The organism is Stenotrophomonas sp. GSD10, from assembly GCF_056172695.1.
This window is the reverse complement of record NZ_JAOCMC010000002.1, coordinates 475,886-498,728: the sequence shown is the minus strand read 5'-3', so window position 1 is coordinate 498,728 and position 22,843 is coordinate 475,886. Positions and strand designations below refer to the sequence as shown.

14 protein-coding genes, 4 tRNA genes and 1 pseudogene are annotated in these 22,843 nt (G+C 64.2%); 1 reads left to right on the top strand and 18 read right to left on the bottom strand.

The features are described 5' to 3' along the window. Positions 1-75: 75 nt before the first annotated feature. From rpoC to N4G47_RS02315, 15 genes and pseudogenes are all read right to left on the bottom strand, one after another. The gene (rpoC, locus tag N4G47_RS02385) at positions 76-4,296 is read right to left on the bottom strand and encodes a DNA-directed RNA polymerase subunit beta' (RefSeq protein WP_475285016.1); all 4,221 of its coding nucleotides are present in this window, start codon (positions 4,294-4,296) and stop codon (positions 76-78) included. Between the two features lie 87 nt (positions 4,297-4,383). Next, positions 4,384-8,537 (bottom strand): annotated as a pseudogene (gene rpoB, locus N4G47_RS02380) (DNA-directed RNA polymerase subunit beta). Positions 8,538-8,863: 326 nt separating this feature from the next. Continuing rightward, a complete protein-coding gene (gene rplL, locus N4G47_RS02375) occupies positions 8,864-9,232 on the bottom strand; it encodes a 50S ribosomal protein L7/L12 (RefSeq protein WP_057497299.1) in 369 nt (122 codons plus the stop codon). 63 nt (positions 9,233-9,295) lie between these two features. Next, complete coding sequence (rplJ, locus tag N4G47_RS02370) at positions 9,296-9,832, bottom strand: 50S ribosomal protein L10 (RefSeq protein WP_005408203.1); 537 nt, start codon at positions 9,830-9,832, stop codon at positions 9,296-9,298. Positions 9,833-10,218: 386 nt separating this feature from the next. After that, entirely contained in the window at positions 10,219-10,917 is a 699-nt protein-coding gene (gene rplA / locus N4G47_RS02365) for a 50S ribosomal protein L1 (protein WP_004154350.1), read from the bottom strand. Between the two features lie 4 nt (positions 10,918-10,921). Then, positions 10,922-11,350: a 50S ribosomal protein L11 gene (rplK, locus tag N4G47_RS02360; protein ID WP_004145248.1), complete on the bottom strand. Its 429-nt coding sequence runs from the start codon at positions 11,348-11,350 to the stop codon at positions 10,922-10,924. Between the two features lie 313 nt (positions 11,351-11,663). Further along, complete coding sequence (gene nusG, locus N4G47_RS02355; protein ID WP_004154362.1) at positions 11,664-12,224, bottom strand: transcription termination/antitermination protein NusG; 561 nt, start codon at positions 12,222-12,224, stop codon at positions 11,664-11,666. A gap of 10 nt (positions 12,225-12,234) precedes the next feature. Then, positions 12,235-12,648 carry a preprotein translocase subunit SecE gene (secE, locus tag N4G47_RS02350; RefSeq protein WP_107229953.1) on the bottom strand — a complete coding sequence of 138 codons (414 nt, stop codon included), beginning with the start codon at positions 12,646-12,648 and terminating at the stop codon, positions 12,235-12,237. Between the two features lie 49 nt (positions 12,649-12,697). Continuing rightward, positions 12,698-12,773, bottom strand: a tRNA-Trp gene (locus N4G47_RS02345). Positions 12,774-12,875: 102 nt separating this feature from the next. Next, complete coding sequence (gene tuf, locus N4G47_RS02340; RefSeq protein WP_057497303.1) at positions 12,876-14,066, bottom strand: elongation factor Tu; 1,191 nt, start codon at positions 14,064-14,066, stop codon at positions 12,876-12,878. Between the two features lie 41 nt (positions 14,067-14,107). Next, positions 14,108-14,183, bottom strand: a tRNA-Thr gene (locus tag N4G47_RS02335). 49 nt (positions 14,184-14,232) lie between these two features. Continuing rightward, a tRNA-Gly gene (locus N4G47_RS02330) sits at positions 14,233-14,306 on the bottom strand. Positions 14,307-14,330: 24 nt separating this feature from the next. After that, a tRNA-Tyr gene (locus N4G47_RS02325) sits at positions 14,331-14,416 on the bottom strand. A gap of 137 nt (positions 14,417-14,553) precedes the next feature. After that, the gene (locus N4G47_RS02320; RefSeq protein WP_475285012.1) at positions 14,554-15,570 is read right to left on the bottom strand and encodes an isoaspartyl peptidase/L-asparaginase family protein; all 1,017 of its coding nucleotides are present in this window, start codon (positions 15,568-15,570) and stop codon (positions 14,554-14,556) included. Between the two features lie 138 nt (positions 15,571-15,708). Continuing rightward, the gene (locus tag N4G47_RS02315; RefSeq protein WP_475285010.1) at positions 15,709-16,728 is read right to left on the bottom strand and encodes a cyanophycinase; all 1,020 of its coding nucleotides are present in this window, start codon (positions 16,726-16,728) and stop codon (positions 15,709-15,711) included. 171 nt (positions 16,729-16,899) lie between these two features. Here N4G47_RS02315 and N4G47_RS02310 point away from each other — a divergent pair, with 171 nt between their 5' ends. Further along, on the top strand, positions 16,900-19,638 hold the full coding sequence (locus N4G47_RS02310) for a TonB-dependent receptor plug domain-containing protein (RefSeq protein ID WP_475285008.1): 2,739 nt from the start codon (positions 16,900-16,902) through the stop codon (positions 19,636-19,638). Between the two features lie 731 nt (positions 19,639-20,369). Here the strand turns inward: N4G47_RS02310 and ychF are convergent. The 3 genes from ychF to N4G47_RS02295 all read right to left on the bottom strand — a co-directional run bounded on the left by ychF (position 20,370) and on the right by N4G47_RS02295 (position 22,803). Further along, complete coding sequence (gene ychF, locus N4G47_RS02305) at positions 20,370-21,461, bottom strand: redox-regulated ATPase YchF (RefSeq protein WP_010481740.1); 1,092 nt, start codon at positions 21,459-21,461, stop codon at positions 20,370-20,372. Between the two features lie 100 nt (positions 21,462-21,561). After that, entirely contained in the window at positions 21,562-22,140 is a 579-nt protein-coding gene (pth, locus tag N4G47_RS02300; RefSeq protein WP_008268208.1) for an aminoacyl-tRNA hydrolase, read from the bottom strand. A 48-nt stretch (positions 22,141-22,188) separates the two neighbouring features. Then, a complete protein-coding gene (locus N4G47_RS02295; RefSeq protein ID WP_107229949.1) occupies positions 22,189-22,803 on the bottom strand; it encodes a 50S ribosomal protein L25/general stress protein Ctc in 615 nt (204 codons plus the stop codon). Between the last annotated feature and the right edge of the window lie 40 nt (positions 22,804-22,843).

The following is a 22,843-nucleotide window of genomic DNA, read 5'->3' as shown; positions in this document are numbered from 1 at the left end:
GCGGTCCACCCTGCCCTGTCCTTGGCCCGATCGGTGTGGTCGAGCAAGCTCGACCCTACCGGCCGGACCGGTGTTTCAGTCTTCCGAAGCCTGTTCGGCTTCCACTTCGGCTGCCGGTGCCTCGACTGCGGCCGGGGTGCCGGCCAGGGTCTGCATCTCCGACTCGGTGAGACCAGACGCGCCACGACGGCGGTTGCTGTGGTACGCCAGGCCGGTACCGGCCGGAATCAGGCGGCCGACGATGACGTTTTCCTTCAGGCCACGCAGGTTGTCCGAGGTGCCGCGGACGGCCGCTTCGGTCAGCACGCGGGTGGTTTCCTGGAAGGACGCCGCCGAGATGAACGACTCGGTCGCCAGCGAGGCCTTGGTGATACCCAGCAGCACCGGATCGAACTGGGCCGGCAGCTCGTTGCGGGTCGACAGGCGCGCATTCTCCTCGATCACGCGCTGACGCTCCACCTGTTCGCCGTTCAGGAACTTGCTGCTGCCCTGATCGGTGATCTCGACCTTGCGCAGCATCTGGCGGGTGATCACCTCGATGTGCTTGTCGTTGATCTTCACGCCCTGCAGGCGGTACACGTCCTGGATTTCCTTCACCAGGTAGGCCGCCAGCGGTTCGACACCCAGCAGACGCAGGATGTCCTGCGGGCTCGGCTCGCCGTCCACGATGGTTTCACCCTTGGTGACATGCTCGCCTTCGAACACGATGACCTGGCGGTACTTCGGAATCAGCTCTTCGTGCTCCGAACCATCGGTGTCCTTGATGATCAGGCGCTGCTTGCCCTTGGTGTCCTTGCCGAAGCTGATGATGCCCGAACGCTCGGCCAGCACCGCCGGATCCTTCGGCTTGCGCGCTTCGAACAGGTCGGCCACGCGCGGCAGACCACCGGTGATGTCGCGGGTCTTCGAGGCTTCCTGCGGGATCTTGGCGACGACGTCGCCCACGCCCACCGGGGCGCCGTCCTGCAGGTTGACGATCGAGCGCGGCGGCAGCAGGTACTGCGCCGGCAGATCGGTGCCCGGGATCGACAGGTCGTTGCCCTTGGCATCGACGATGCGCACCAGCGGACGCAGATCCTTGCCCTGCGAACCACGACGCTTCGGATCGGTGATCTCACGCGACGCCAGGCCGGTCAGTTCGTCGGTCTTCTCGATGACGGTGATGCCGTCGATGAAGTCCACGAAGCGCACGAAACCGGCCACTTCGGAAACGATCGGGTGGTTGTGCGGATCCCAGTTGGCCACGGTCTGGCCAGCCTTGACCGCTTCGCCGTCCTTGGAGGTGATGTTGGCACCGTAGGGCAGCTTGTAGCGCTCACGCTCACGGCCGTGCGCGTCGAGCACCGAGATTTCGCCCGAGCGCGACACCGCAACCAGCGAGCCATTGGCGTGCTCGACCGACTTGAGGTTGTTGAACTTGACCGAACCGGTGGTCTTGACCGTGATGTTGTCGACCGCAGCCGCACGCGACGCCGCACCACCGATGTGGAACGTACGCATGGTCAGCTGGGTACCCGGCTCACCGATGGACTGGGCGGCGATGACGCCGACCGCTTCACCGATGTTGACCAGGTGGCCACGGGCCAGATCGCGGCCGTAGCAGCGACCGCAGACACCGAAGGCCGATTCGCACGAGATCGTCGAGCGGACCTTGATGCTCTGCACGCCGGCATCTTCCAGCTTGGCGACCCAGGCTTCGTCGAGCAGGGTGTTGCGGGTCACGATCGGATCTTCGTCGTTGCCCGGCAGGAACACGTCCTCGGCAACCACGCGACCCAGCACGCGGTCCTTCAGCGGTTCGACCACGTCGCCGCCTTCCACGATCGGGGTCATGATCAGGCCTTCGGTGGTACCGCAATCCACCTCGGTGATCACCACGTCCTGCGCCACGTCGACCAGACGACGGGTCAGGTAACCCGAGTTCGCGGTCTTCAGCGCGGTATCGGCCAGACCCTTACGGGCACCGTGGGTGGAGTTGAAGTACTCCTGCACGTTCAGGCCTTCGCGGAAGTTCGCCTTGATGGGCGTCTCGATGATCGAGCCGTCCGGACGCGCCATCAGGCCACGCATGCCGGCCAGCTGACGGATCTGCGCCTGCGAACCACGCGCACCGGAGTCGGCCATGATGTACAGCGAGTTCATCGACTTCTGGTCGATGGTCTCACCCTTGGCGTTGACCACCTTCTCGGTACCGATGGTGTCCATCATCGCCTTGGCGATGCGCTCGTTGGTGCGCGACCAGATGTCGACCACCTTGTTGTAGCGCTCGCCGGCGGTGACCAGACCCGACTGGTACTGCTCCTGGATTTCCAGCACTTCGGCTTCGGCCTCGGTGAGGATGCCCTTCTTCTCGTCCGGGATCAGCATGTCGTCGATGCCGATCGAGACACCGGCGCGGGTCGCGTAGGCGAAGCCGGTGTACATCAGCTTGTCGGCGAACACGACCGTGTCCTTCAGACCCAGCTGGCGGTAGCTGGAGTTGATCAGGCGGCTGATGTTCTTCTTGGTCAGCTCGGTGTTGGCCAGCGCGAACGGCAGGCCTTCCGGCAGGATTTCAGCCAGCAGGGCGCGACCGATCGTGGTGTCCACGATCGAGGTCTTCGGCTGCTTGTTGCCGTCTTCGTCGGTCACCACCTCGGTGATGCGGACCTTGACGCGCGCGTGCAGTTCCACCACGCGGTTGTCGTAGGCACGCTTGACTTCGGCGATGTTGGCGAAGGCCATGCCCTCGCCCTTCTTGTTTTCCAGCGATCGGGTCATGTAGTACAGACCCAGCACGACGTCCTGCGACGGCACGATGATCGGCTCGCCGTTGGCCGGCGACAGGATGTTGTTGGTGGACATCATCAGCGCACGCGCTTCCAGCTGGGCTTCCAGCGAGAGCGGCACGTGGACGGCCATCTGGTCACCGTCGAAGTCGGCGTTGAACGCGGTGCAGACCAGCGGGTGCAGCTGGATGGCCTTGCCTTCGATCAGCACCGGCTCGAACGCCTGGATGCCCAGACGGTGCAGGGTCGGCGCACGGTTCAGCATCACCGGGTGTTCGCGGATGACCTCTTCCAGGATGTCCCAGACTTCGGCTTCTTCGCGCTCGACCAGCTTCTTGGCGGCCTTGATGGTGGTGGCCAGGCCACGACGCTGCAGCTTGGCGAAGACGAACGGCTTGAACAGCTCCAGCGCCATCTTCTTCGGCAGGCCGCACTGGTGCAGGCGCAGGTACGGACCGACCACGATGACCGAACGGCCCGAGTAGTCCACGCGCTTGCCCAGCAGGTTCTGGCGGAAGCGACCCTGCTTGCCCTTGATCATGTCGGCCAGCGACTTCAGCGGGCGCTTGTTGGTGCCGGTGATGGCACGGCCACGACGGCCGTTGTCCAGCAGCGCATCGACCGATTCCTGCAGCATGCGCTTTTCATTGCGCACGATGATGTCCGGCGCGCTCAGTTCGAGCAGGCGGCGCAGGCGGTTGTTGCGGTTGATGACGCGGCGGTACAGGTCGTTCAGGTCGGAGGTCGCGAAGCGGCCGCCGTCCAGCGGCACCAGCGGACGCAGGTCCGGCGGCAGCACCGGCAGCACGGTCATGACCATCCACTCCGGACGGTTGCCCGATTCCAGGAAGGCTTCGATCAGCTTGATGCGCTTGGTGAGGCGCTTGAGCTTGGTTTCCGAACCGGTAGCGGCGATTTCCTCGCGCAGGCGGGTCATTTCCGACTGCAGGTCGATGGTGCGCAGCAGTTCGTACACGGCCTCGGCGCCCATGGCGGCGTCGAAGTCGTCACCGTGCTCCTGGCGGGCCTGCAGGTACTGTTCTTCGGTCAGCAGCTGGCGGCGCTCCAGGGCGGTCAGGCCCGGCTCGGTCACCACGTAGGCTTCGAAGTACAGCACGCGCTCGATGTCGCGCAGGGTCATGTCCAGCATCAGGCCGATGCGCGACGGCAGCGACTTCAGGAACCAGATGTGCGCGACCGGCGAGGCCAGGTCGATGTGGCCCATGCGCTCACGACGCACCTTGGCCAGGGTCACTTCGGTGCCGCACTTTTCGCAGACCACGCCGCGGTGCTTCATGCGCTTGTACTTGCCGCACAGGCACTCGTAGTCCTTGACCGGCCCGAAGATGGCGGCGCAGAACAGGCCGTCACGCTCCGGCTTGAAGGTACGGTAGTTGATGGTTTCCGGCTTCTTCACTTCGCCGAAGGACCACGAACGGATCAGGTCCGGCGAGGCCAGCGCGATCTTGATCGCGTCGAAGTCCAGCGTCTGGCGCTGCTGGTTGAAGAGGTTGAGCAGGTCTTTCATGGTGTTCTCCAGAAGGAGGAATGCTGTGTCGATGGGCTTTCAGGTCACTGCCAGCGGCGCGGCGGCGGACCGCCGCGCCGGCATGGATCAGTTGTCTTCCAGTTCCATGTTGATGGCCAGCGAGCGGATTTCCTTCACGAGCACGTTGAAGGATTCCGGCATGCCCGCGACCATCTCGTGCTCACCGTCGACGATGTTCTTGTACATCTGGTTGCGGCCCTGCACGTCATCGGACTTCACCGTCAGCATTTCCTGCAGGGTGTAGGCCGCGCCGTAGGCTTCCAGCGCCCAGACTTCCATTTCACCGAAGCGCTGGCCGCCGAACTGCGCCTTGCCGCCCAGCGGCTGCTGGGTGACGAGCGAGTACGGGCCGGTCGAACGGGCATGCATCTTGTCGTCGACCAGGTGGTTCAGCTTCAGGTAGTGCATGTAGCCAACGGTGGTGTGGCGATCGAAGGCTTCACCGGTGCGGCCGTCGTACAGCTGGGTCTGGCCACTGCTCGGCAGGTCGGCCAGTTCCAGCATGCGCTTGATTTCCGCTTCGGTGGCGCCGTCGAACACCGGGGTAGCCATCGGCACGCCGTCGGTCAGGTTGCGGGCCAGGCGCAGCAGTTCCTCGTCGCTGAACTGCGACAGGTCGACACGGTTGGCCACGTTGGTGTCGTCGTGGTTGTAGATGTCGTCCAGGAACTTGCGCAGGTCGGCCACGGCCGCCTGGGCTTCCATCATCGCCTGGATCTTGCGACCCAGACCCTTGGCAGCCCAGCCCAGGTGCACTTCCAGGATCTGGCCGATGTTCATACGCGACGGCACGCCCAGCGGGTTCAGCACGATGTCCACGGTTTCGCCCGAGGCCATGTACGGCATGTCCTCGACCGGCACCACGTTGGACACCACACCCTTGTTACCGTGGCGGCCTGCCATCTTGTCGCCCGGCTGGATGCGGCGCTTCACGGCCAGGAACACCTTGACCATCTTCAGCACGCCCGGGGCGAGGTCGTCGCCGGCGGTGATCTTGCCGCGCTTGTCGGCGAAGCGACGCTCGAATTCCTTCTCGTGCGCCTGGATCTGCTTCTGCGCGCGCTCGATGGCTTCCGAAGCGTCCTCGTCCTTCATGCGCAGGGCGAACCAGTCAGCCTTCTTCAGGCCGTCCAGGAAGGCGTCGGAGATCACGTCACCCTTCTTCAGGCCAGCGCCACCGTTGACCACCTTGCCCACGATCTGCGAACGCAGACGCATGTAGATGGCCGCTTCCAGGATGCGGAACTGATCGTCGAAGTCCTTCTTGACGCGCTTGATTTCAGACTCTTCGATCTGACGGGCGCGCTTGTCCTTCTCGATGCCGTCGCGGGTGAAGACCTGCACGTCGATGACGGTGCCGTCCATGCCCGGCGGAACGCGCAGCGAGCTGTCCTTAACGTCCGAAGCCTTCTCGCCGAAGATCGCGCGCAGCAGCTTCTCTTCCGGGGTCAGCTGGCTTTCGCCCTTCGGGGTGACCTTGCCGACCATGATGTCGCCGGCGCGGACTTCGGCACCGATGTACACCACGCCGCTCTCGTCCAGGCGGTTCAGCGCCTGCTCGGAAACGTTCGGGATGTCGGCCGAGATTTCCTCCGGCCCCAGCTTGGTGTCACGCGCGACGCAGGTCAGCTCTTCGATGTGGATCGTGGTGTAGCGATCCTCTTCCACCACGCGCTCGGAGAGCAGGATGGAGTCTTCGAAGTTGTAGCCGTTCCACGGCATGAACGCGATCAGCATGTTCTGGCCCAGGGCCAGTTCGCCGATGTCGGTGGACGGACCGTCGGCCAGCACGTCGCCGCGGGCGATGACGTCACCCACCTGGACCAGCGGACGCTGGTTGATGCAGGTGTTCTGGTTCGAGCGGGTGTACTTGACCAGGTTGTAGATGTCCACGCCGGCGTCGGTGGCGCCAACGATTTCTTCCTCGTTGACCTTGACCACGATGCGGGCGGCGTCGATCTGCACGATCTCGCCACCACGGCGGGCGTTCACGGTCACGCCGGAGTCACGCGCCACGGCGCGCTCGATACCGGTACCGACCAGCGGCTTCTGCGCACGCAGGGTCGGCACGGCCTGACGCTGCATGTTGGCGCCCATCAGTGCGCGGTTGGCGTCATCGTGCTCCAGGAACGGAACCAGCGCGGCCGCGATCGACACGGTCTGCATCGGCGAGACGTCCATGAAGTGGACTTCCGCCGGCGGCTTCAGCAGCGATTCGCCCTGGTAACGGCAGGGGACGAACTGCTCGGTCAGCACGCTGTTGGCGTCGGTCAGCGCGTTGGCCTGCGCAATGACGTACTCGTTTTCTTCAATGGCCGACAGGAACTCGACTTCGTCATAGACCTTGCCGTCCACGACCTTGCGGTACGGGGTCTCGAGGAAACCGTACTGGTTGGTGCGGGCGTATACGGCCAGCGAGTTGATCAGGCCGATGTTCGGGCCTTCCGGGGTTTCGATGGTGCAGACGCGGCCGTAGTGGGTCGGGTGCACGTCGCGCACTTCGAAGCCGGCGCGCTCACGGGTCAGACCGCCCGGGCCGAGGGCCGAGACGCGACGCTTGTGGGTCACTTCCGACAGCGGGTTGTTCTGGTCCATGAACTGCGACAGCTGCGAGGAGCCGAAGAACTCCTTGATGGCCGCAGCGACCGGCTTGGCGTTGATCAGCTCCTGCGGGGTCAGGCCTTCGGACTCGGCCATCGACAGGCGCTCCTTGACCGCGCGCTCGACGCGGACCAGGCCCACGCGGAACACGTTCTCGGCCATTTCGCCGACCGAACGCACGCGACGGTTGCCCAGGTGGTCGATATCGTCGACCACGCCGCGACCGTTGCGGATCTCGGTCAGGACCTTGATCACGTCCAGGATGTCGGAGCTGTCGCCATGGGCGGCAACCAGGCGCTTGGACTCTTCGTCGTTGCGCTCACCGAAGTACTTGCTGTCGTACAGCACGGCTTCGCCGGTGGTTTCCTTGCGGCCCACGCGACGGTTGAACTTCATGCGGCCGACCGCGGACAGGTCGTAGCGCTCGAAGGTGAAGAACAGATTGTGGAACAGGTTCTGCGCGGCATCCTTGGTCGGCGGCTCGCCCGGACGCATCATGCGGTAGATCTCGACCAGGGCTTCCAGCTGGGTCTTGGTCGGATCGATGCGCAGGGTGTTGGACAGGTACGGGCCACGATCCAGGTCGTTCACCCACAGGGTGCCCACCGCATCGACGCCGGCCTTGCGGAAGTTCTGCAGCTGCTCGTCGCTGATCTCGTCGTTGGCCTGGGCCAGCAGTTCGCCGGTCGAGGCATCGACAACGTCGTGCGACAGGATGCGGCCGACGATGTAGTCGTCCGGCACGGCCAGGGCGGCGATGCCCGAGGCTTCCAGCTGCTTGATGTGGCGCGCGGTGATGCGCTTGCCGGCTTCCACGATGACCTTGTCGCCGTCGGCGAGGTCGAAGCCCAGGGTTTCGCCACGCAGGCGCTCGGGCACCAGCTCCAGCTGGACGCCTTCATCCGGGTTGATGTGGAAGGTGTTGATCTCGAAGAACTCGGCCAGCATCTCTTCGTTGCTGTAGCCGAGCGCGCGCAGCAGGATCGACACCGGCAGCTTGCGGCGGCGGTCGATACGGGTGAACAGCGCGTCCTTCGGGTCGAACTCGAAGTCCAGCCAGGAACCGCGGTAAGGAATGATGCGGGCGCTGTACAGCAGCTTGCCCGAGCTGTGGGTCTTGCCACGGTCGTGGTCGAAGAACACGCCCGGCGAGCGGTGCAGCTGCGAGACGATGACGCGCTCGGTGCCGTTGACGATGAAGGTGCCGTTCTCGGTCATCAGCGGGATTTCGCCCAGATAGACCTCCTGCTCCTTCACGTACTTGATGGCCTTGGTCGACGACTCGCGGTCGTAGATCACCAGGCGCACGGTGACGCGCAGCGGGGCGCCGTAGCTCATGCCGCGCTGGCGGCATTCACGTTCGTCGAAGACCGGTTCGCCCAGCTTGTACCCGACGTATTCCAGGGCAGCATTGCCGCTGTAGCTGGCGATCGGGAAGACCGACTTCAGCGCAGCGTGCAGGCCGTGGTCCGTGCGCTTGGCCGGATCGACGTTTTCCTGCAGGAATTCACGATAGGAATCCACCTGGATGGCGAGCAGGAACGGCACTTCGAGAATCGAGCGCTGCTTGCCGAAATCCTTGCGGATACGCTTTTTTCGGTGAACGAATAGGACGTCATGAGGTCTTCCACCTTGTTGTGCGGGCCGTGCGTCCACGACCCTGAAGGGAACTTGAAATTGTCAGTTGGAAGTCGCTGGTATTGCCGGCACCAGCACGCCTTCTCCCGCTACTTCCAACTGCCAACTCGTCTGCTACCACTCCCCGCTGCCGCGCTCTGCGCTGGCCGGCCAGGGTTTGACTGCAGCCCGTGTTGGGCTTTTTCTTGCTTGAACAGTCGACTAACAGTCGACTCTACCGACACCGCAACAACGACCAAAGGCCGGGGGCTTACGCCCCCAGCCTTGGCTGCATCGCCGTGAATCGATGACGACGCAAGGGAAGTGCTTACTTGACTTCGACAGTCGCGCCAGCAGCTTCCAGGTCCTTCTTCATCTTCTCGGCTTCGTCCTTCGAAGCGGCTTCCTTCAGGACGCCACCGGCTTCGGCCAGGTCCTTCGCTTCCTTCAGGCCCAGGCCGGTGATGGCACGGACGGCCTTGATGACTTCGACCTTCTTCTCGCCGGCAGTCTTCAGGGTGACGGTGAATTCGGTCTGCTCTTCAACAGCAGCAGCCGGGCCGGCGGCAGCAGCCACGGCAACCGGAGCAGCGGCGGAGACGCCGAACTTCTCTTCGATGGCCTTGACCAGCTCCATCACTTCCATCAGGGACTTCTCGGCGATGGCGTCGACGATCTGTTCGTTGGTAAGGGACATGATAAATACCTTTGGATGATTTTCTGGGTTGAGGTTCCGTCAGGAACCACGGTAAGTCGAAACTCAGGCGGTCTCGGCGGCCGGCTCGGCAGCGTCGGCGGCGACGTCGCCACCACCCTGCTTCTCGCCAACAGCCTTGATCGCGCGGGCGAACATCGTGACCGGCTCGGTCAGGACGCGGGCCAGCATGGCCAGGGCCTGATCGCGGGTCGGCAGCGAGGCCAGCACGTCAACGTGGCTTGCCGGGAACACTTCGCCACCGATGGCGACGACCTTAGCCTTCAGCTTGTCGTTGCCCTTGGCGGCTTCCTTGATCAGGCGACCGGCAGCGCCGGGCTCCTCGAGCGAGAACGCGTACAGCAGCGGACCAACCATCTGGTCCTGGGCGACTGCGAACTCGGTGCCTTCAACGGCGCGCGAAGCCAGGGTGTTCTTGACAACCTTCAAGAAAACACCGGTTTCACGAGCCTGCTTGCGCATCGCGGTCATCTGGGCGACCGTGGTGCCAGCGTATTCGGCTGCGATCAAGGAGTGGGCCTTGGCGGCGACGTCTGCCAGCTCGGCGACTACTTCTTGCTTCTGGGACAGATTGAGAGCCATTGCACTCCTCCTATTGAACTCCGCTTACGGCTCCTGCCGTGTGCGGTCCTGTGCGGCATCCGTCCTGGACGCCGGGAACATCGGGATGATGTTCCGGGGGTGGGCCGTTCTAGACCTGGAGTGGGCCAACCTGGGAAACCCAGACGTGCGTGAACCAGAAAAACTCCAGAAGGGCACCATCTACGCAGGGTGATTCCGGGGAATCGATTAAGCGCTCATGACTGCTCCGGCGGCGACTCCTTGCCAGATCGAGCTTCCGTGCCCGTCGCCGGTATTGCCACGACCGCACCTGCGGTCTTTGACGGCTACCGCCGGCGATGTGCTGCCTGCGATGCCTTCAAATGTCACGGCCACGGCACCGAAGGCACCGTGACCGCTTGAAACAATTACTTCAGGGTCAGCGACGACTGGTCGACGGTGACGCCCGGGCCCATCGTCGAGCTGACCGAAACCTTCTGCAGGTAGGTGCCCTTCGAGGTGGCCGGCTTGGCCTTGATCAGGTCCAGCAGCAGCGCGGTCAGGTTCGACTTCAGCGCGTCTTCGGCGAAGTCGGCCTTGCCGATGGTGCAGTGGATGATGCCGGCCTTGTCGGTGCGGTAACGGACCTGACCCGACTTGGCGTTCTTCACGGCTTCACCCGGGTTCGGGGAAACGGTGCCGACCTTCGGGTTCGGCATCAGGCCGCGCGGGCCCAGCACGGTGCCCAGCTTACCGACAACGCGCATGGCGTCCGGGGTCGCGATGACGACGTCGTAGTTCAGATCGCCGGCCTGCATCTTCTCGGCCAGGTCATCCATACCGACGGCTTCGGCGCCAGCGGCCAGGGCTTCGTCAGCCTTGGCACCGGCCGGAGCGAACACGGCGACGCGGACCGACTTGCCGGTACCGGCCGGCAGCACGGTGGAGCCACGGACCTGCTGGTCGGACTTCTTCGCATCGACGCCCAGGCGCACGGCAACGTCGATCGACTCGACGAACTTGGCCTTGGTGGCGCTCTTCAGGATGTTGATCGCGTCCTCGAAGGCGTATGCCTTGCCCGGAACGACGGCGGCCTTGATGGCCTTCTCACGCTTGGTCTGTGCCATCTTATTAACCCTCCACCACGAGGCCCATGGAACGGGCAGAGCCAGCGATGGTACGCACGGCGGCGTCCAGGTCGGCGGCAGTCAGATCCGGTTCCTTCGCCTTGGCGATCTCTTCCAGCTGCTTACGGGTGACCTTGCCGACCTTCTCGGTGTTCGGGCGCTTGGAGCCCGACGAGATGCCAGCGGCCTTCTTCAGCAGGGTGGTGGCCGGGGTGCTCTTGGTGATGAAGGTGAACGTACGGTCCGAGTAGGCCGTGATGATCACCGGAACCGGCAGACCCGGCTCGAGCTTCTGCGTGGCAGCGTTGAACGCCTTGCAGAATTCCATGATGTTCAGACCACGCTGACCCAGCGCGGGACCGACCGGCGGCGAGGGGTTGGCCTGACCGGCCTTCACCTGCAGCTTGATGTAACCGACAACTTTCTTTGCCATGTGAGTGCTCTCCGGGTGCTAGCGCCTTTCGACAACAGGCTCCCCATCGGACCGGGAATCACGCGTCCCGGCATCGCGTTTTGAAATCATGCCGAAGGCCACCTCGCGGCGGCCTCGTCCTGCCGGCATCCCAGCAGGGAGCCGCGAACTATAGCAGGTTTTTCTTCACATGCCTGAAGCGGCACATAAACGAAGGAAACCGGGCGATGCCCGGTTCCTTGACATAGCGTCGAGCTTGCTCGACTTTCCGCGGTCGTAGAGTCGAGCTTGCTCGACTTTCCGTTCAGTCGAGCAAGCTCGACTCTACCGGCGGTCAGACGGCCTTTTCGACCTGGCCGAACTCGAGCTCGACCGGGGTGGCACGACCGAAGATCAGCACCGAGACGCGCAGACGGCTCTTCTCGTAGTTGACTTCTTCGACGACGCCATTGAAATCGTTGAACGGGCCGTCGGTGACGCGGACCATCTGGCCCGGCTCGAACAGCACCTTCGGGCGCGGCTTCTCGACACCTTCCTGAACGCGATTCAGGATGGCTTCGGCCTCGGAATCGGCGATCGGCAGCGGGCGGTCGGCGGTGCCGCCGATGAAGCCCATCACACGCGGGGTTTCCTTGACCAGGTGCCAGCTTTCGTTGTCGATGCGCGGAATGCCGGCTTCTTCGTGGGTCTCGATCTGGACCAACACGTAACCCGGGAAGAACTTGCGCTCGGAGCGGCGCTTCTGGCCAGCGCGCATCTCGACCACTTCTTCGGTCGGGACCAGGACGTCGCCGAAGCGCTCTTCCATGCCGTCACGGACGATGCGATCGCGCAGAGCCTGCGCCACCGACTTCTCGAAGCCCGAATAGGCGTGAACGACGTACCAACGCTTCATGCAAATCTCCTTAGCGGCTCAGGAACAGCTGAACCAGCCACTGAATAACGTAATCGAACCCGCCCAGCAGCAGGCTGAGAATGGTTACCACCACCATCACGACCCAGGTCATGCGGATGGCTTCCTGGCGTGTCGGCCAGACCACCTTGCGCAGTTCGAAACGCGACTCGGAGAGGAATTCGCGGGTGTCGCGCCCCTTGCCGGTCAGCATGAACACGCCGATACCGCCAACCAGGCCGACCACAACCGCCAACGCACGCAACTGACCGGCCCACGCACCCAGCTGGGCGGCGCGACCGGAGTCGGCGGAGAACCAGAACCAGACGAACAGACCGGCCAGCACCAGCAGCGATGCGGCGACATACTTGACGATATCCCCACCCGTGGCGGAGGTGTCCTTGGAGTGTTCGATCTTGCTATTCATCCGGCTGTGTCTGCTTTAGCGGCCCAGGCCGCTGGATAAGGTGGGCAGATGGCACGCCAGGAGGGACTCGAACCCCCAACCTGCGGTTTTGGAGACCGCTGCTCTGCCAATTGAGCTACTGGCGTACGTTTGAAACTTGCCTTCCCTTAGACGGCGAAGGCGGACCGAGGTTCCCGGCCCGCCATTCGCGTAACCGGCGGCGCTATGCAACCACCGGTACTGCAGGCTTACTCGATGATCTTCGAGACCACGCCGGCGCCGACGGTACGGCCGCCTTCGCGGATGGCGAAGCGCAGGCCTTCGTCCATTGCCACCGGGTTGATCAGGGTGACTTCCATCTTGATGTTGTCACCCGGCATCACCATTTCGACGCCTTCCGGCAGCTTGGCAGCGCCGGTGATGTCGGTGGTGCGGAAGTAGAACTGCGGACGGTAGCCGTTGAAGAACGGGGTGTGACGGCCGCCCTCGTCCTTCGACAGGACGTAGACTTCGCCTTCGAACTTGGTGTGCGGCTTGATCGAACCCGGCTTGGCCAGAACCTGGCCACGCTCGACGTCGTCACGCTTGGTGCCGCGCAGCAGCAGACCGGCGTTGTCGCCTGCCTGACCCTGGTCCAGCAGCTTGCGGAACATTTCGACGCCGGTCACGGTGGTCTTCTGCACCGGACGGATACCGACGATTTCGATTTCGTCGCCGACCTTGATGATGCCGCGCTCGATACGACCGGTCACCACGGTGCCGCGGCCCGAGATCGAGAACACGTCTTCCACCGGCATCAGGAACGGCTTGTCGATCGCACGCTCCGGCTCCGGAATCCAGGTGTCCAGGGCGTCGACCAGCTTCAGGATGGCCGGCACGCCGATGTCGCTCTGGTCGCCTTCCAGCGCCAGACGGGCCGAACCGGCGATGATCGGGGTGTCGTCGCCCGGGAACTCGTACTTGCTCAGCAGTTCGCGAACTTCCATCTCGACCAGCTCGAGCAGCTCGGCGTCGTCAACCATGTCGGCCTTGTTCAGGAACACGACGATGTACGGCACGCCGACCTGACGCGACAGCAGGATGTGCTCGCGGGTCTGCGGCATCGGGCCGTCAGCGGCCGAGCACACCAGGATCGCGCCGTCCATCTGGGCAGCACCGGTGATCATGTTCTTGACGTAGTCAGCGTGGCCCGGGCAGTCAACGTGGGCGTAGTGACGGGTCGGGGATTCGTATTCGACGTGCGCGGTCGAGATCGTGATACCACGAGCCTTTTCTTCCGGCGCGGCGTCGATGGCGTCATATGCCTTGAACTCGCCACCGAAGCGCTCGGCACCGATCTTGGTCAGTGCGGCGGTCAGCGTGGTCTTGCCGTGGTCGACGTGACCGATGGTGCCGACATTGACGTGCGGCTTGGTGCGCTCGAACTTACCCTTGGCCATGGCTGCTTATCTCGAATTCGTCTGAGAGGTGATGCTTAAGATGGTGCTCACGAAAGGAATCGAACCTTCGACCTCTTCCTTACCAAGGAAGTGCTCTACCGACTGAGCTACGTGAGCCGAGTTTTGCATTATGACATGAACTCGATAAGATTCAAAGTTCATTCAATGGAGCGGGAGACGGGAATCGAACCCGCACCATCAGCTTGGAAGGCTGAGGTTCTACCATTGAACTACTCCCGCGCCGGGAATGTCACAACGTGAAACTGGTGGAGGGAGGTGGATTCGAACCACCGAAGGCGTAAGCCAGCAGATTTACAGTCTGCCCCCGTTGGCCGCTTGGGTATCCCTCCTTACCACCCCATTCCGTTGCCGCCGAAGCGTTGCGGTGTGTGGTGGTGAGCCGCTTATTCTGCTGATGGGACGGAGGCCTGTCAACGCTTTTTTCCATCTTTTTCACACGTTGTCGCAAACCCATTGATACGCAAGGTTATTGCCCGGGGACCGGCAGGCTCTCGCTGGCGAAAATTGCGACATGCGGGACACCGTCGGCGCCGATCCAGCCCCGATACATGCCCTGGGTGTTGAACGGCGTGGCCATTTTTCCGTCTGCAGCAAGCACGATCGCGCCGCCGTCGCCGCCCATCTGCGGAATCGTCTCGTTGATCACGCCCTTGCCGGCCTGTTCCGGGGTCTGCCCCTGGTAGCGCATGCGGGCACAGATCTCGTGCGCGGCGGCCGTGCGGATGTAGTACTCGCCCCAGCCGGTGCCTGATACCGCGCAGCGCGCATCGGCCCAGGTGCCGGCACCGATGATCGGCGAGTCACCCACCCGTCCATAGCGCTTGTTGGTCATGCCGCCGGTGGAAGTGCCTGCGGCGAGCTGCCCCTGCGCATCCAGCGCGACCGCTCCGACGGTACCGAAGTGTCTTGCGGTCTCCAGATCGGCGTGCGCCTGGCCGCTGGCCTCTTCCTTCAGTGCACGCTGCAGCTGCTGCCAGCGCTTTTCGGTGCGGAAGTAGGACGGATCGACCAACACCGTGCCCTGCTCCACTGCGAACGCCTCGGCACCCTGCCCGACCATCATCACGTGCCTGGACTTCTGCATGACCGTCTGCGCCAGCAGGATCGGGTTGCGCACCCGCTGCACGCCGGCCACTGCGCCGGCGGCCTGGGTGGCACCGTCCATGACCGCAGCATCCAGCTCATTGCGGCCGTCGTGGGTGAACACCGCCCCCTTGCCGGCATTGAAGGTGGGATCGTCCTCAAGCACGGTGATCGCCGCCGTGACTGCGGCCAGCGCCGGACGGCCGGCGGCCAGTTCGGCATGGCCCTTCAGCAGCGCGGCGCGCAGCGCCTCGCGCGCGGCCTTCTCTTCGGCCGGTGACAGATCCTTGCGCTCGACACCGGCACCGCCATGGATGACCAGCAGCGGCGAAGCCGCCGGCGCGGCCTGGGCCAGCAGCGGCAGGGACAACAGCGTGGACAGCGCAAGGCGCAGTTTCATCGGGTACGTCTCCAACAGGTGGGCAAGGGAGGCATCATCGTAGAGCCGAGCCCATGCTCGGCTGATGCCTCGATTGAAAGGCAGCCGAGCGTGGGCTCGGCTCTACAGCATCCCATGCGTAGCCACAGGATCGCCGGGTCAGCGGCGGATGACTTCGATCTCGCCGTCGTTGATGTCGGCCACCGCCTGGTAGTCGGCCTCGGCCTCGAAATCGTCCAGCCGCATGCGGCTGCCGCTGGCGACCACCGTCACCGGCACCGCATGGAAGCGCAGTGGCTCGCCCTCGACCAGCCGGTCGGCATCGCGGCCGGGGCTGACCACCCAGACCTTGCCCTCGCCATCGGCGCTGTAGACCTGGGCCTGGCCATCGGGCTCCACGCACAGGGCGGTGTCTTCGTCCACGCCGATGCCGACGATGCCGGGGTCACCGCTGTCCTGCGCGGCGCGCGCCACGAACACGATCAGGCGGCCGAGCCGGTCACGCTTGTCGAAGTGGGTGTCGGTGACCACGCGCTGCAGGTAGGGCATCTGCAGGAAACCATGGTCCAGGGTGACCGCGCTGCCCATGGGATCGGCCAGTGCACCGGCCGAGGTGACGCTGCCACCATCGAGCGCGCCATAGGCATAGCCGCCCAGGATCGCCAGGCCGGCACTGGTGCCGGCAATCGGCTTGCCGGCACGCACGTGTGCATTGAGCGCACGGTTGAGCGCGGTGCCCTTCCAGAAACGGATGTAGCGCGACTGGTCGCCACCGGCGATGAAGATGGCATCGGCCGCCGCCACCACGCGCAGCACGGCCGGATCGTCGGCGCCACGGCGGTTGTCGAAGACCAGGGTCTGCACGGCGGTGGTGCCGCCGATGTCGTGGTACAGCCGGTCCTGCAGTTCATCGCTGCCGGAGGCGCGCAGGATCAGCACGCGGCCGTTGCCGGCCTGCCGCAACCACCACTGGAAGGCATCGGGCACCCACTCCCCACCGCCCATCAACATCATGGCCGGGGCGCGCGGGCCGGGGCGCGGCGCGTCCAGATCGCCCACTTCGTAATAGGCAAAGCCGGGACCGTGCAGGTCCTGCGCGGACGTGGCCAACGGCCAGGCCAACACCAGGACCACCAGCCAGGTGATCGGGGCAAACCAGGCCTGATGGAGGCGTCGCATCTTGATCTCCCTGAACAAAATCGACCTGCAAGCGTTTTCATTCTTTGCCAGATGGACACCCAGTAGTCAAGAGCATGAAAAAGGCGTTAAATGCGCGCGCCCATTGCTGAAACATGAATGGGGGACAGGGGCCCCTCCTCTGCGGGCCGGCATCATTTTTGAGAATTCCTCATGCGTAGACAGGCGATGGCGTGGTCGATCCAGCTGGCGTTGATGGGCGTGGCTGCTTCCGCGGCGGCCCAGGCACCGGCTTCCTCTTCGGTTCAACAACTGGACGCGGTGCAGGTCACCGGCTCGCGCATTCCGCGCGCCCAGGTGGAAGGCCCCGCGCCGATCACGGTGATCAATGCCGAGCAGATCCGCTCCAGTGGTTTCACCAGCGTGCCGGACGTGCTGCGTGCGATGACCCAGAACGGCGGTGAGACACAGAGCCAGCAGTCGTCCAGTGGCGCCGACTTCTCGCCCGGCGCACAGCAGGTCGATCTGCGCGGGCTGGGCCCGAACCACACCCTGGTGCTGGTCAATGGCCGCCGCATCGCCGATTTCCCGATGCCGTTCAAGGGCCGCAGCAACTTCACCGACGTCTCCAACATCCCGCTGGGCATGATCGAGCGCATCGAAGTGCTGACCGGCAGCGCTTCGGCCATCTATGGTTCGGATGCGATCGCCGGCGTGGTCAACTTCATCCTGAAGAAGAAGGCCGACGGCACCACAGTTGACCTGCGCATGGGCACCACCACCGAAGGCGGTGGCGAGTCGTTCGACATGAGCATCGCCAGTGGATTCAGCCACGGTGGCTTCAACGCCGTGTACAGCGTCGAGCTGCAGTCGCAGACCCCGTTGTGGGCCTACCAGCGCGACATCCAGGATTCGACCCAGGACGGTCCCACCGAAGGTTCGCGCATCGGCCGTCGCGCCTACCTGCGTACCGACTACAACGATGACTACCTCGACCCGGGTGCCGCCACCTGCGATGCGCTGGCCGCGCAGAACCAGGGCAGCACCTACCACGCCTACCGGCCGCGCTACGGCTACTACTGCGGCAGCGATGCATCGATCGGCTACGGCACCATCCTCAACAAGCGCCGCGGCGCCAACGGCTATGCGTCGCTGAGCTACGACTTCGACAACGGCCAGCAGTGGTTCGCCGATGTACAGCTGGGCTACCACACGCTGTCGCTGATGCGCGACGTCACCTCGTGGGGCCGCATGGACGCCAACGGCGATGAGTCGGGCTACTTCAACAACGAAGCCACCGGCGAGATCGAGTTCTGGCAGCGGCAGTTCTCGCCGGAGGAAATGGGTGGGCTGCGCAACGCCATGGTGCGCAGCACGCAGCGCACCTTCAGCGTGACCACCGGCTTCAAGGGCAATCTGGCCGGCAACTGGGACTACGAAGCAGCACTGAGCCATTCGCAGTACCAGTCGCGGATCAGCTGGGCGCAGATCGTCGCCGCCAAGGCCAATGACCTGTTCCTGGGCCCGCAGCTGGGCGAGGATGATGAAGGCTTCCCGATCTACAACGCCGACCCGTCGCGCCTGTACCGGCCGCTGACCCGCGCCGAGTACGATTCGATCGCCGCGCGCACCACCTACACGCCAAAGTCGCGCACGGAGACGGCCGCCTTCACCCTGACCAACAGCGCACTGTTCAGCCTGCCCGGCGGTGATGCCGGCTTCGCGGCGACCGTGGAAGTGGGCCAGCAGGCGTACTCGCTCAATCCCGATCCGCTGGCGACGCAGTACTACTACTACAGCTGGAAGGATTCGGACGGCAAGGGCTCGCGCAACCGCTGGGCCACCGCCGCCGAGCTGCGCATGCCGCTGCATGAGACGGTGAACCTGAGCGTGGCCGGTCGTTACGACCAGTACCGCTATTCCGGCCACACCATCGGCAAGGCGACCTGGAGCGGCGGCCTGGAATGGCGCCCGATCGATACCCTGCTGGTGCGCGGTTCGTACGGCACCGCGTTCCGGGCGCCGGACCTGCACTACGTGTTCGCAGGCCCGGGCAACGACGAGACCAGCGCTGAAGATCTGTACACCTGCCGCCTGGAAGAGGCCAGCGACTGTGCCGACTACGAGCGCGATCTGGTCCGCAGCCGCACCGGCAACCGCCAGCTTGATCCGGAAACCAGCACCTCATGGAGTGCCGGATTCGTCTGGTCGCCGGCCATCGGCCTGGACCTGTCGGTGGACTGGTTCGACATCGACATGCGCAACCAGGTGCAGGACATGGACGTGCGCACGATCCTGGCCAATGAAGCCAACTGCCGCCTTGGCAGCGCAGACATCAGCTCGCCCACCTGCGTGGACGCGCTCGGCCGCATCACCCGTACCGCCGACGGCCGCCTGTACGGCGTGCGCGTGGAGCCGATCAACGTGGCCCGCGAGTCCACCTCCGGCATCGACGTCGGCCTGCGCTACCGCCTGCAGACCGGTATCGGTGACTTCATCCTCAACGGCACCCATACCTGGGTGAAGAAGCACGACTTCCAGCGCTTCGCCGGCGATGTGACCGAGGACCAGTTCGCGGTCAACAGCGGCTTCGATATTCCGCGCACCAAGACCAGCCTGAGCGTGACCTGGGAGAAGGCCGCGTGGTCAGCCACGGTCTACGGCTCGCGCCTGGGCAAGCTGCCGACTTCGGACAGCTACGACCAGGTGTTCGACTGGGACAGCGGCGACAGCCCGTACGTCAAGGCAACCTACCGCTACAACGCGTCGGTGCAGTACCGCTTCGACGACCATTCGCGCCTGTCGCTGTCGGTGGTCAACGTGTTCAACAAGATGCCGCCGAAGGACCTGACCTATACGGCCTATCCGTACTACGACGTGTCCTGGTTCGACAGCGTCGGCCGCACGATCAATCTGCAGTACACCCACAAGTTCGGTGGCAGCGCGCTGTAAGGCGCACTGCATCGCGATGTGGGCGCGGGGACGGAGGCGCAGGCCTCCGTCCCTTTTTCATGCCGGGGGTTTTCCACACAGGCCGTGGAGAGCCATGGGAACTAGGTGTGGACAAGTGGCTGTAAGTGTTGCCAGGCAAGTGTTTGGAAGCGTGGCGAATATTTATCCACGCTGCGCGGACAAGCCCTGTAGAGCCGAGCCCATGCACGGCTCCGGCCGGCATCAGCCGTGCATGGGCTCGGCTCTACAGCGGCACACGGGGTTTTCCACACCGGGCGTGGAAAGCGGTGGGGGTTTGGTGTGGACAAGTCGCGGCGAGCCACGCATTGCAATGGTTTCAAAGGGTGGTGTTTTTTTGTCCATGCAGAATCCGGGTTTTCCACATGCGCCGTGGAGAGCGATGGGAACCAGGTGTGGACAAGTGGCTGTGAGTGTTGCCAGGCAAGCGTTTGGAAGCGTGGCGAATATTTATCCACACTGCGCGGACAAGCCCTGTAGAGCCGAGCCCATGCTCGGCTCCGGCCGGCATCAGCCGAGCATGGGCTCGGCTCTACAGCGGCACACGGGGTTTTCCACACCCGGCGTGGAAAGCGATGGGAGTTTGCTGTGGACAAGTGCCGGCGAACATCACACCGCAAGCGTTTCGCAGCGTGGTGCTTTTTTGTCCATACCCGGAAACGCGAACGCCCCGCACGAGGCGGGGCGTCCGGGGTCGATCCGTTACCGCTGGATCAGACGTTGAAGCGGAAGTGCAGGATGTCGCCTTCCTGCACGCGGTATTCCTTGCCTTCCAGGCGCAGGCGACCGGCTTCCTTGGCGCCAGCTTCGCCCTTGTACTTGATGAAGTCGTCATACGCGATGGTTTCGGCGCGGATGAAGCCCTTCTCGAAGTCGGTGTGGATGACCGCGGCGGCCTGCGGGGCGGTGGCGCCCTTGCGCACGGTCCACGCGCGCACTTCCTTCACGCCGGCGGTGAAGTAGGTCTGCAGGCCGAGCAGGCTGTAGGCCGCGTTGATCACGCGGTTCAGGCCCGGCTCGCTCAGGCCCAGGTCGGCCAGGAAGGTATCGCGGTCTTCATCGTCGAGCTGGGACAGCTCTTCTTCGATCGCGGCCGACACCGGCACCACCTGCGCGCCTTCGGCGGCGGCGTGCGCGCGCACGGCTTCCAGGTGCGGGTTGTTCTCGAAGCCGTCCTCGAGCACGTTGGCGATGTACATCACCGGCTTCAGGGTCAGCAGGAACAGGTCACGGACCAGCGCCTTTTCTTCATCGTCCAGGCCGACCGAACGGCCAGCCTTGCCATCCGACAGCGCCGCCTGCAGCTTGGCCAGCACCGGCTTGCGCGCCGCTGCGTCCTTGTCACCGCCCTTGGCCGCACGCTCGGCACGGTTCAGCGCCTTCTCGACGCTGTCCAGGTCGGCCAGCGCCAGTTCGGTGTCGATGGTTTCGATGTCCGAGATCGGGTCGACCTTGCCGGCCACGTGCACGATGTCGCCATGCTCGAAGCAGCGCACCACGTGGGTAATCGCATCGACTTCGCGGATGTGCGCCAGGAACTTGTTGCCCAGGCCTTCACCGCTGGCCGCACCCGCCACCAGGCCGGCGATGTCGACGAACTCGACCGCGGTCGGGATGACCTTCTGCGGGTTGATGATCGCTGCCAGTTCGCCCAGGCGCGGATCCGGCACCGGCACGATGCCGACGTTCGGTTCGATGGTGCAGAACGGGAAATTCGCCGCGGCGATACCCGCCTTGGTCAGCGCATTGAACAGGGTCGACTTGCCGACGTTGGGCAGGCCGACGATGCCGCATTTGATACCCATGGGTGACAGCTCTCTGGGGTGAAAGTGATTGGGAAAGCAGCGGCATGGGCGCTGCTTTTCCAATCATTCTCCGTACCGACCAACGGTCGGTACCTACCGTTTATTTCGGGGTGTGCAGGCGCTTCATCGCTTCGCTGAAATCGCCCTGCACCGCCAGCGGCATCACGTCGATCGCATCGTCGATGGCGCGCGCGATCAGCACGTCATCGTCCTTGGACGGGCGGCCGAGCACCCACCCCACCACGCGGTCCTTGTGGCCGGGATGGCCGATGCCCACGCGCAGGCGATGGAACTTGCCGTGGCCGAGCAGGCGGATGGTGTCGCGCAGGCCGTTCTGGCCGCCATGGCCACCGTCGAACTTCAGCCGCGCCACGCCGGGCGCCAGGTCCAGTTCGTCATGGGCCAGCAGGGTTTCCTCCGGCTCGATCTTCCAGAACCGCTGTGCGGCGGTGACCGATTTGCCGCTGAGGTTCATGAAGGTGGCGGGCTTGAGCAGCCACACCGTCTGCCCGGCAATCTCGACCTTGGCGGTCTCGCCGAACAGTTTGCTGTCCACATTCCATCGTGCACCGGCCTTTTCCGCCAGGGCCTCAACGAAATGAAACCCGGCATTGTGCCGGGTCCGGGCGTGTTCCGATCCGGGGTTGCCCAGACCGACGATCAGTCGCAGTCCTGCCATGGTTCCTTCCAATACGGTGCCTGCCCGGAGGCAGGCACCGTAGCGGTATTACTCGGCAGCCGCTTCTTCGTCGGCCGCGTCGGCCTTGCCGGCCTTGGCGGTGACGATGGCGTCGTCGTGGTCCTTGCCCAGCGCCAGCGCCGGGATTTCCACGCCCTTCGGCAGCTTGATGTTGGACAGGTACACCACGTCACCGGCCTTCAGCTCGCCCAGGTCGACTTCGATCGACTCCGGCAGGTCCTTCGGCAGGCAGGTGATGGTCACTTCCTTCAGTTCGTGGGTGACCACGACGTCGGCAGCCTTGCCGGCCGGCGAGGTGTCTTCGTTGACGAAGTGCAGCGGGACCGAAGCGGTCAGGGCTTCGTTCTCGTTCACGCGCTGGAAGTCCAGGTGCATGATCAGCTGCTTGTACGGGTGGCGCTGCATGTCACGCAGCAGGACCTTCTGCACCTGGCCGTCCAGGTTCAGGTCCAGGATCGAGGCATAGAACCACTCGTTCTGCTGGGCCAGCCAGATTTCGTTGTGGTCCAGGCTGATGGCGACCGGCTCGGCGTTGCCGCCGTACACGATGGCCGGGATCACACCAGCGTGACGCAGGCGGCGGCTCGCACCCTTACGCTGCAGTTCACGCTTGGTGACCTTGATTTCATGGGTCTTCGACATTTTCGACTACTCAGGTTGTTGCCTCGCCTCGCGGCTTGGC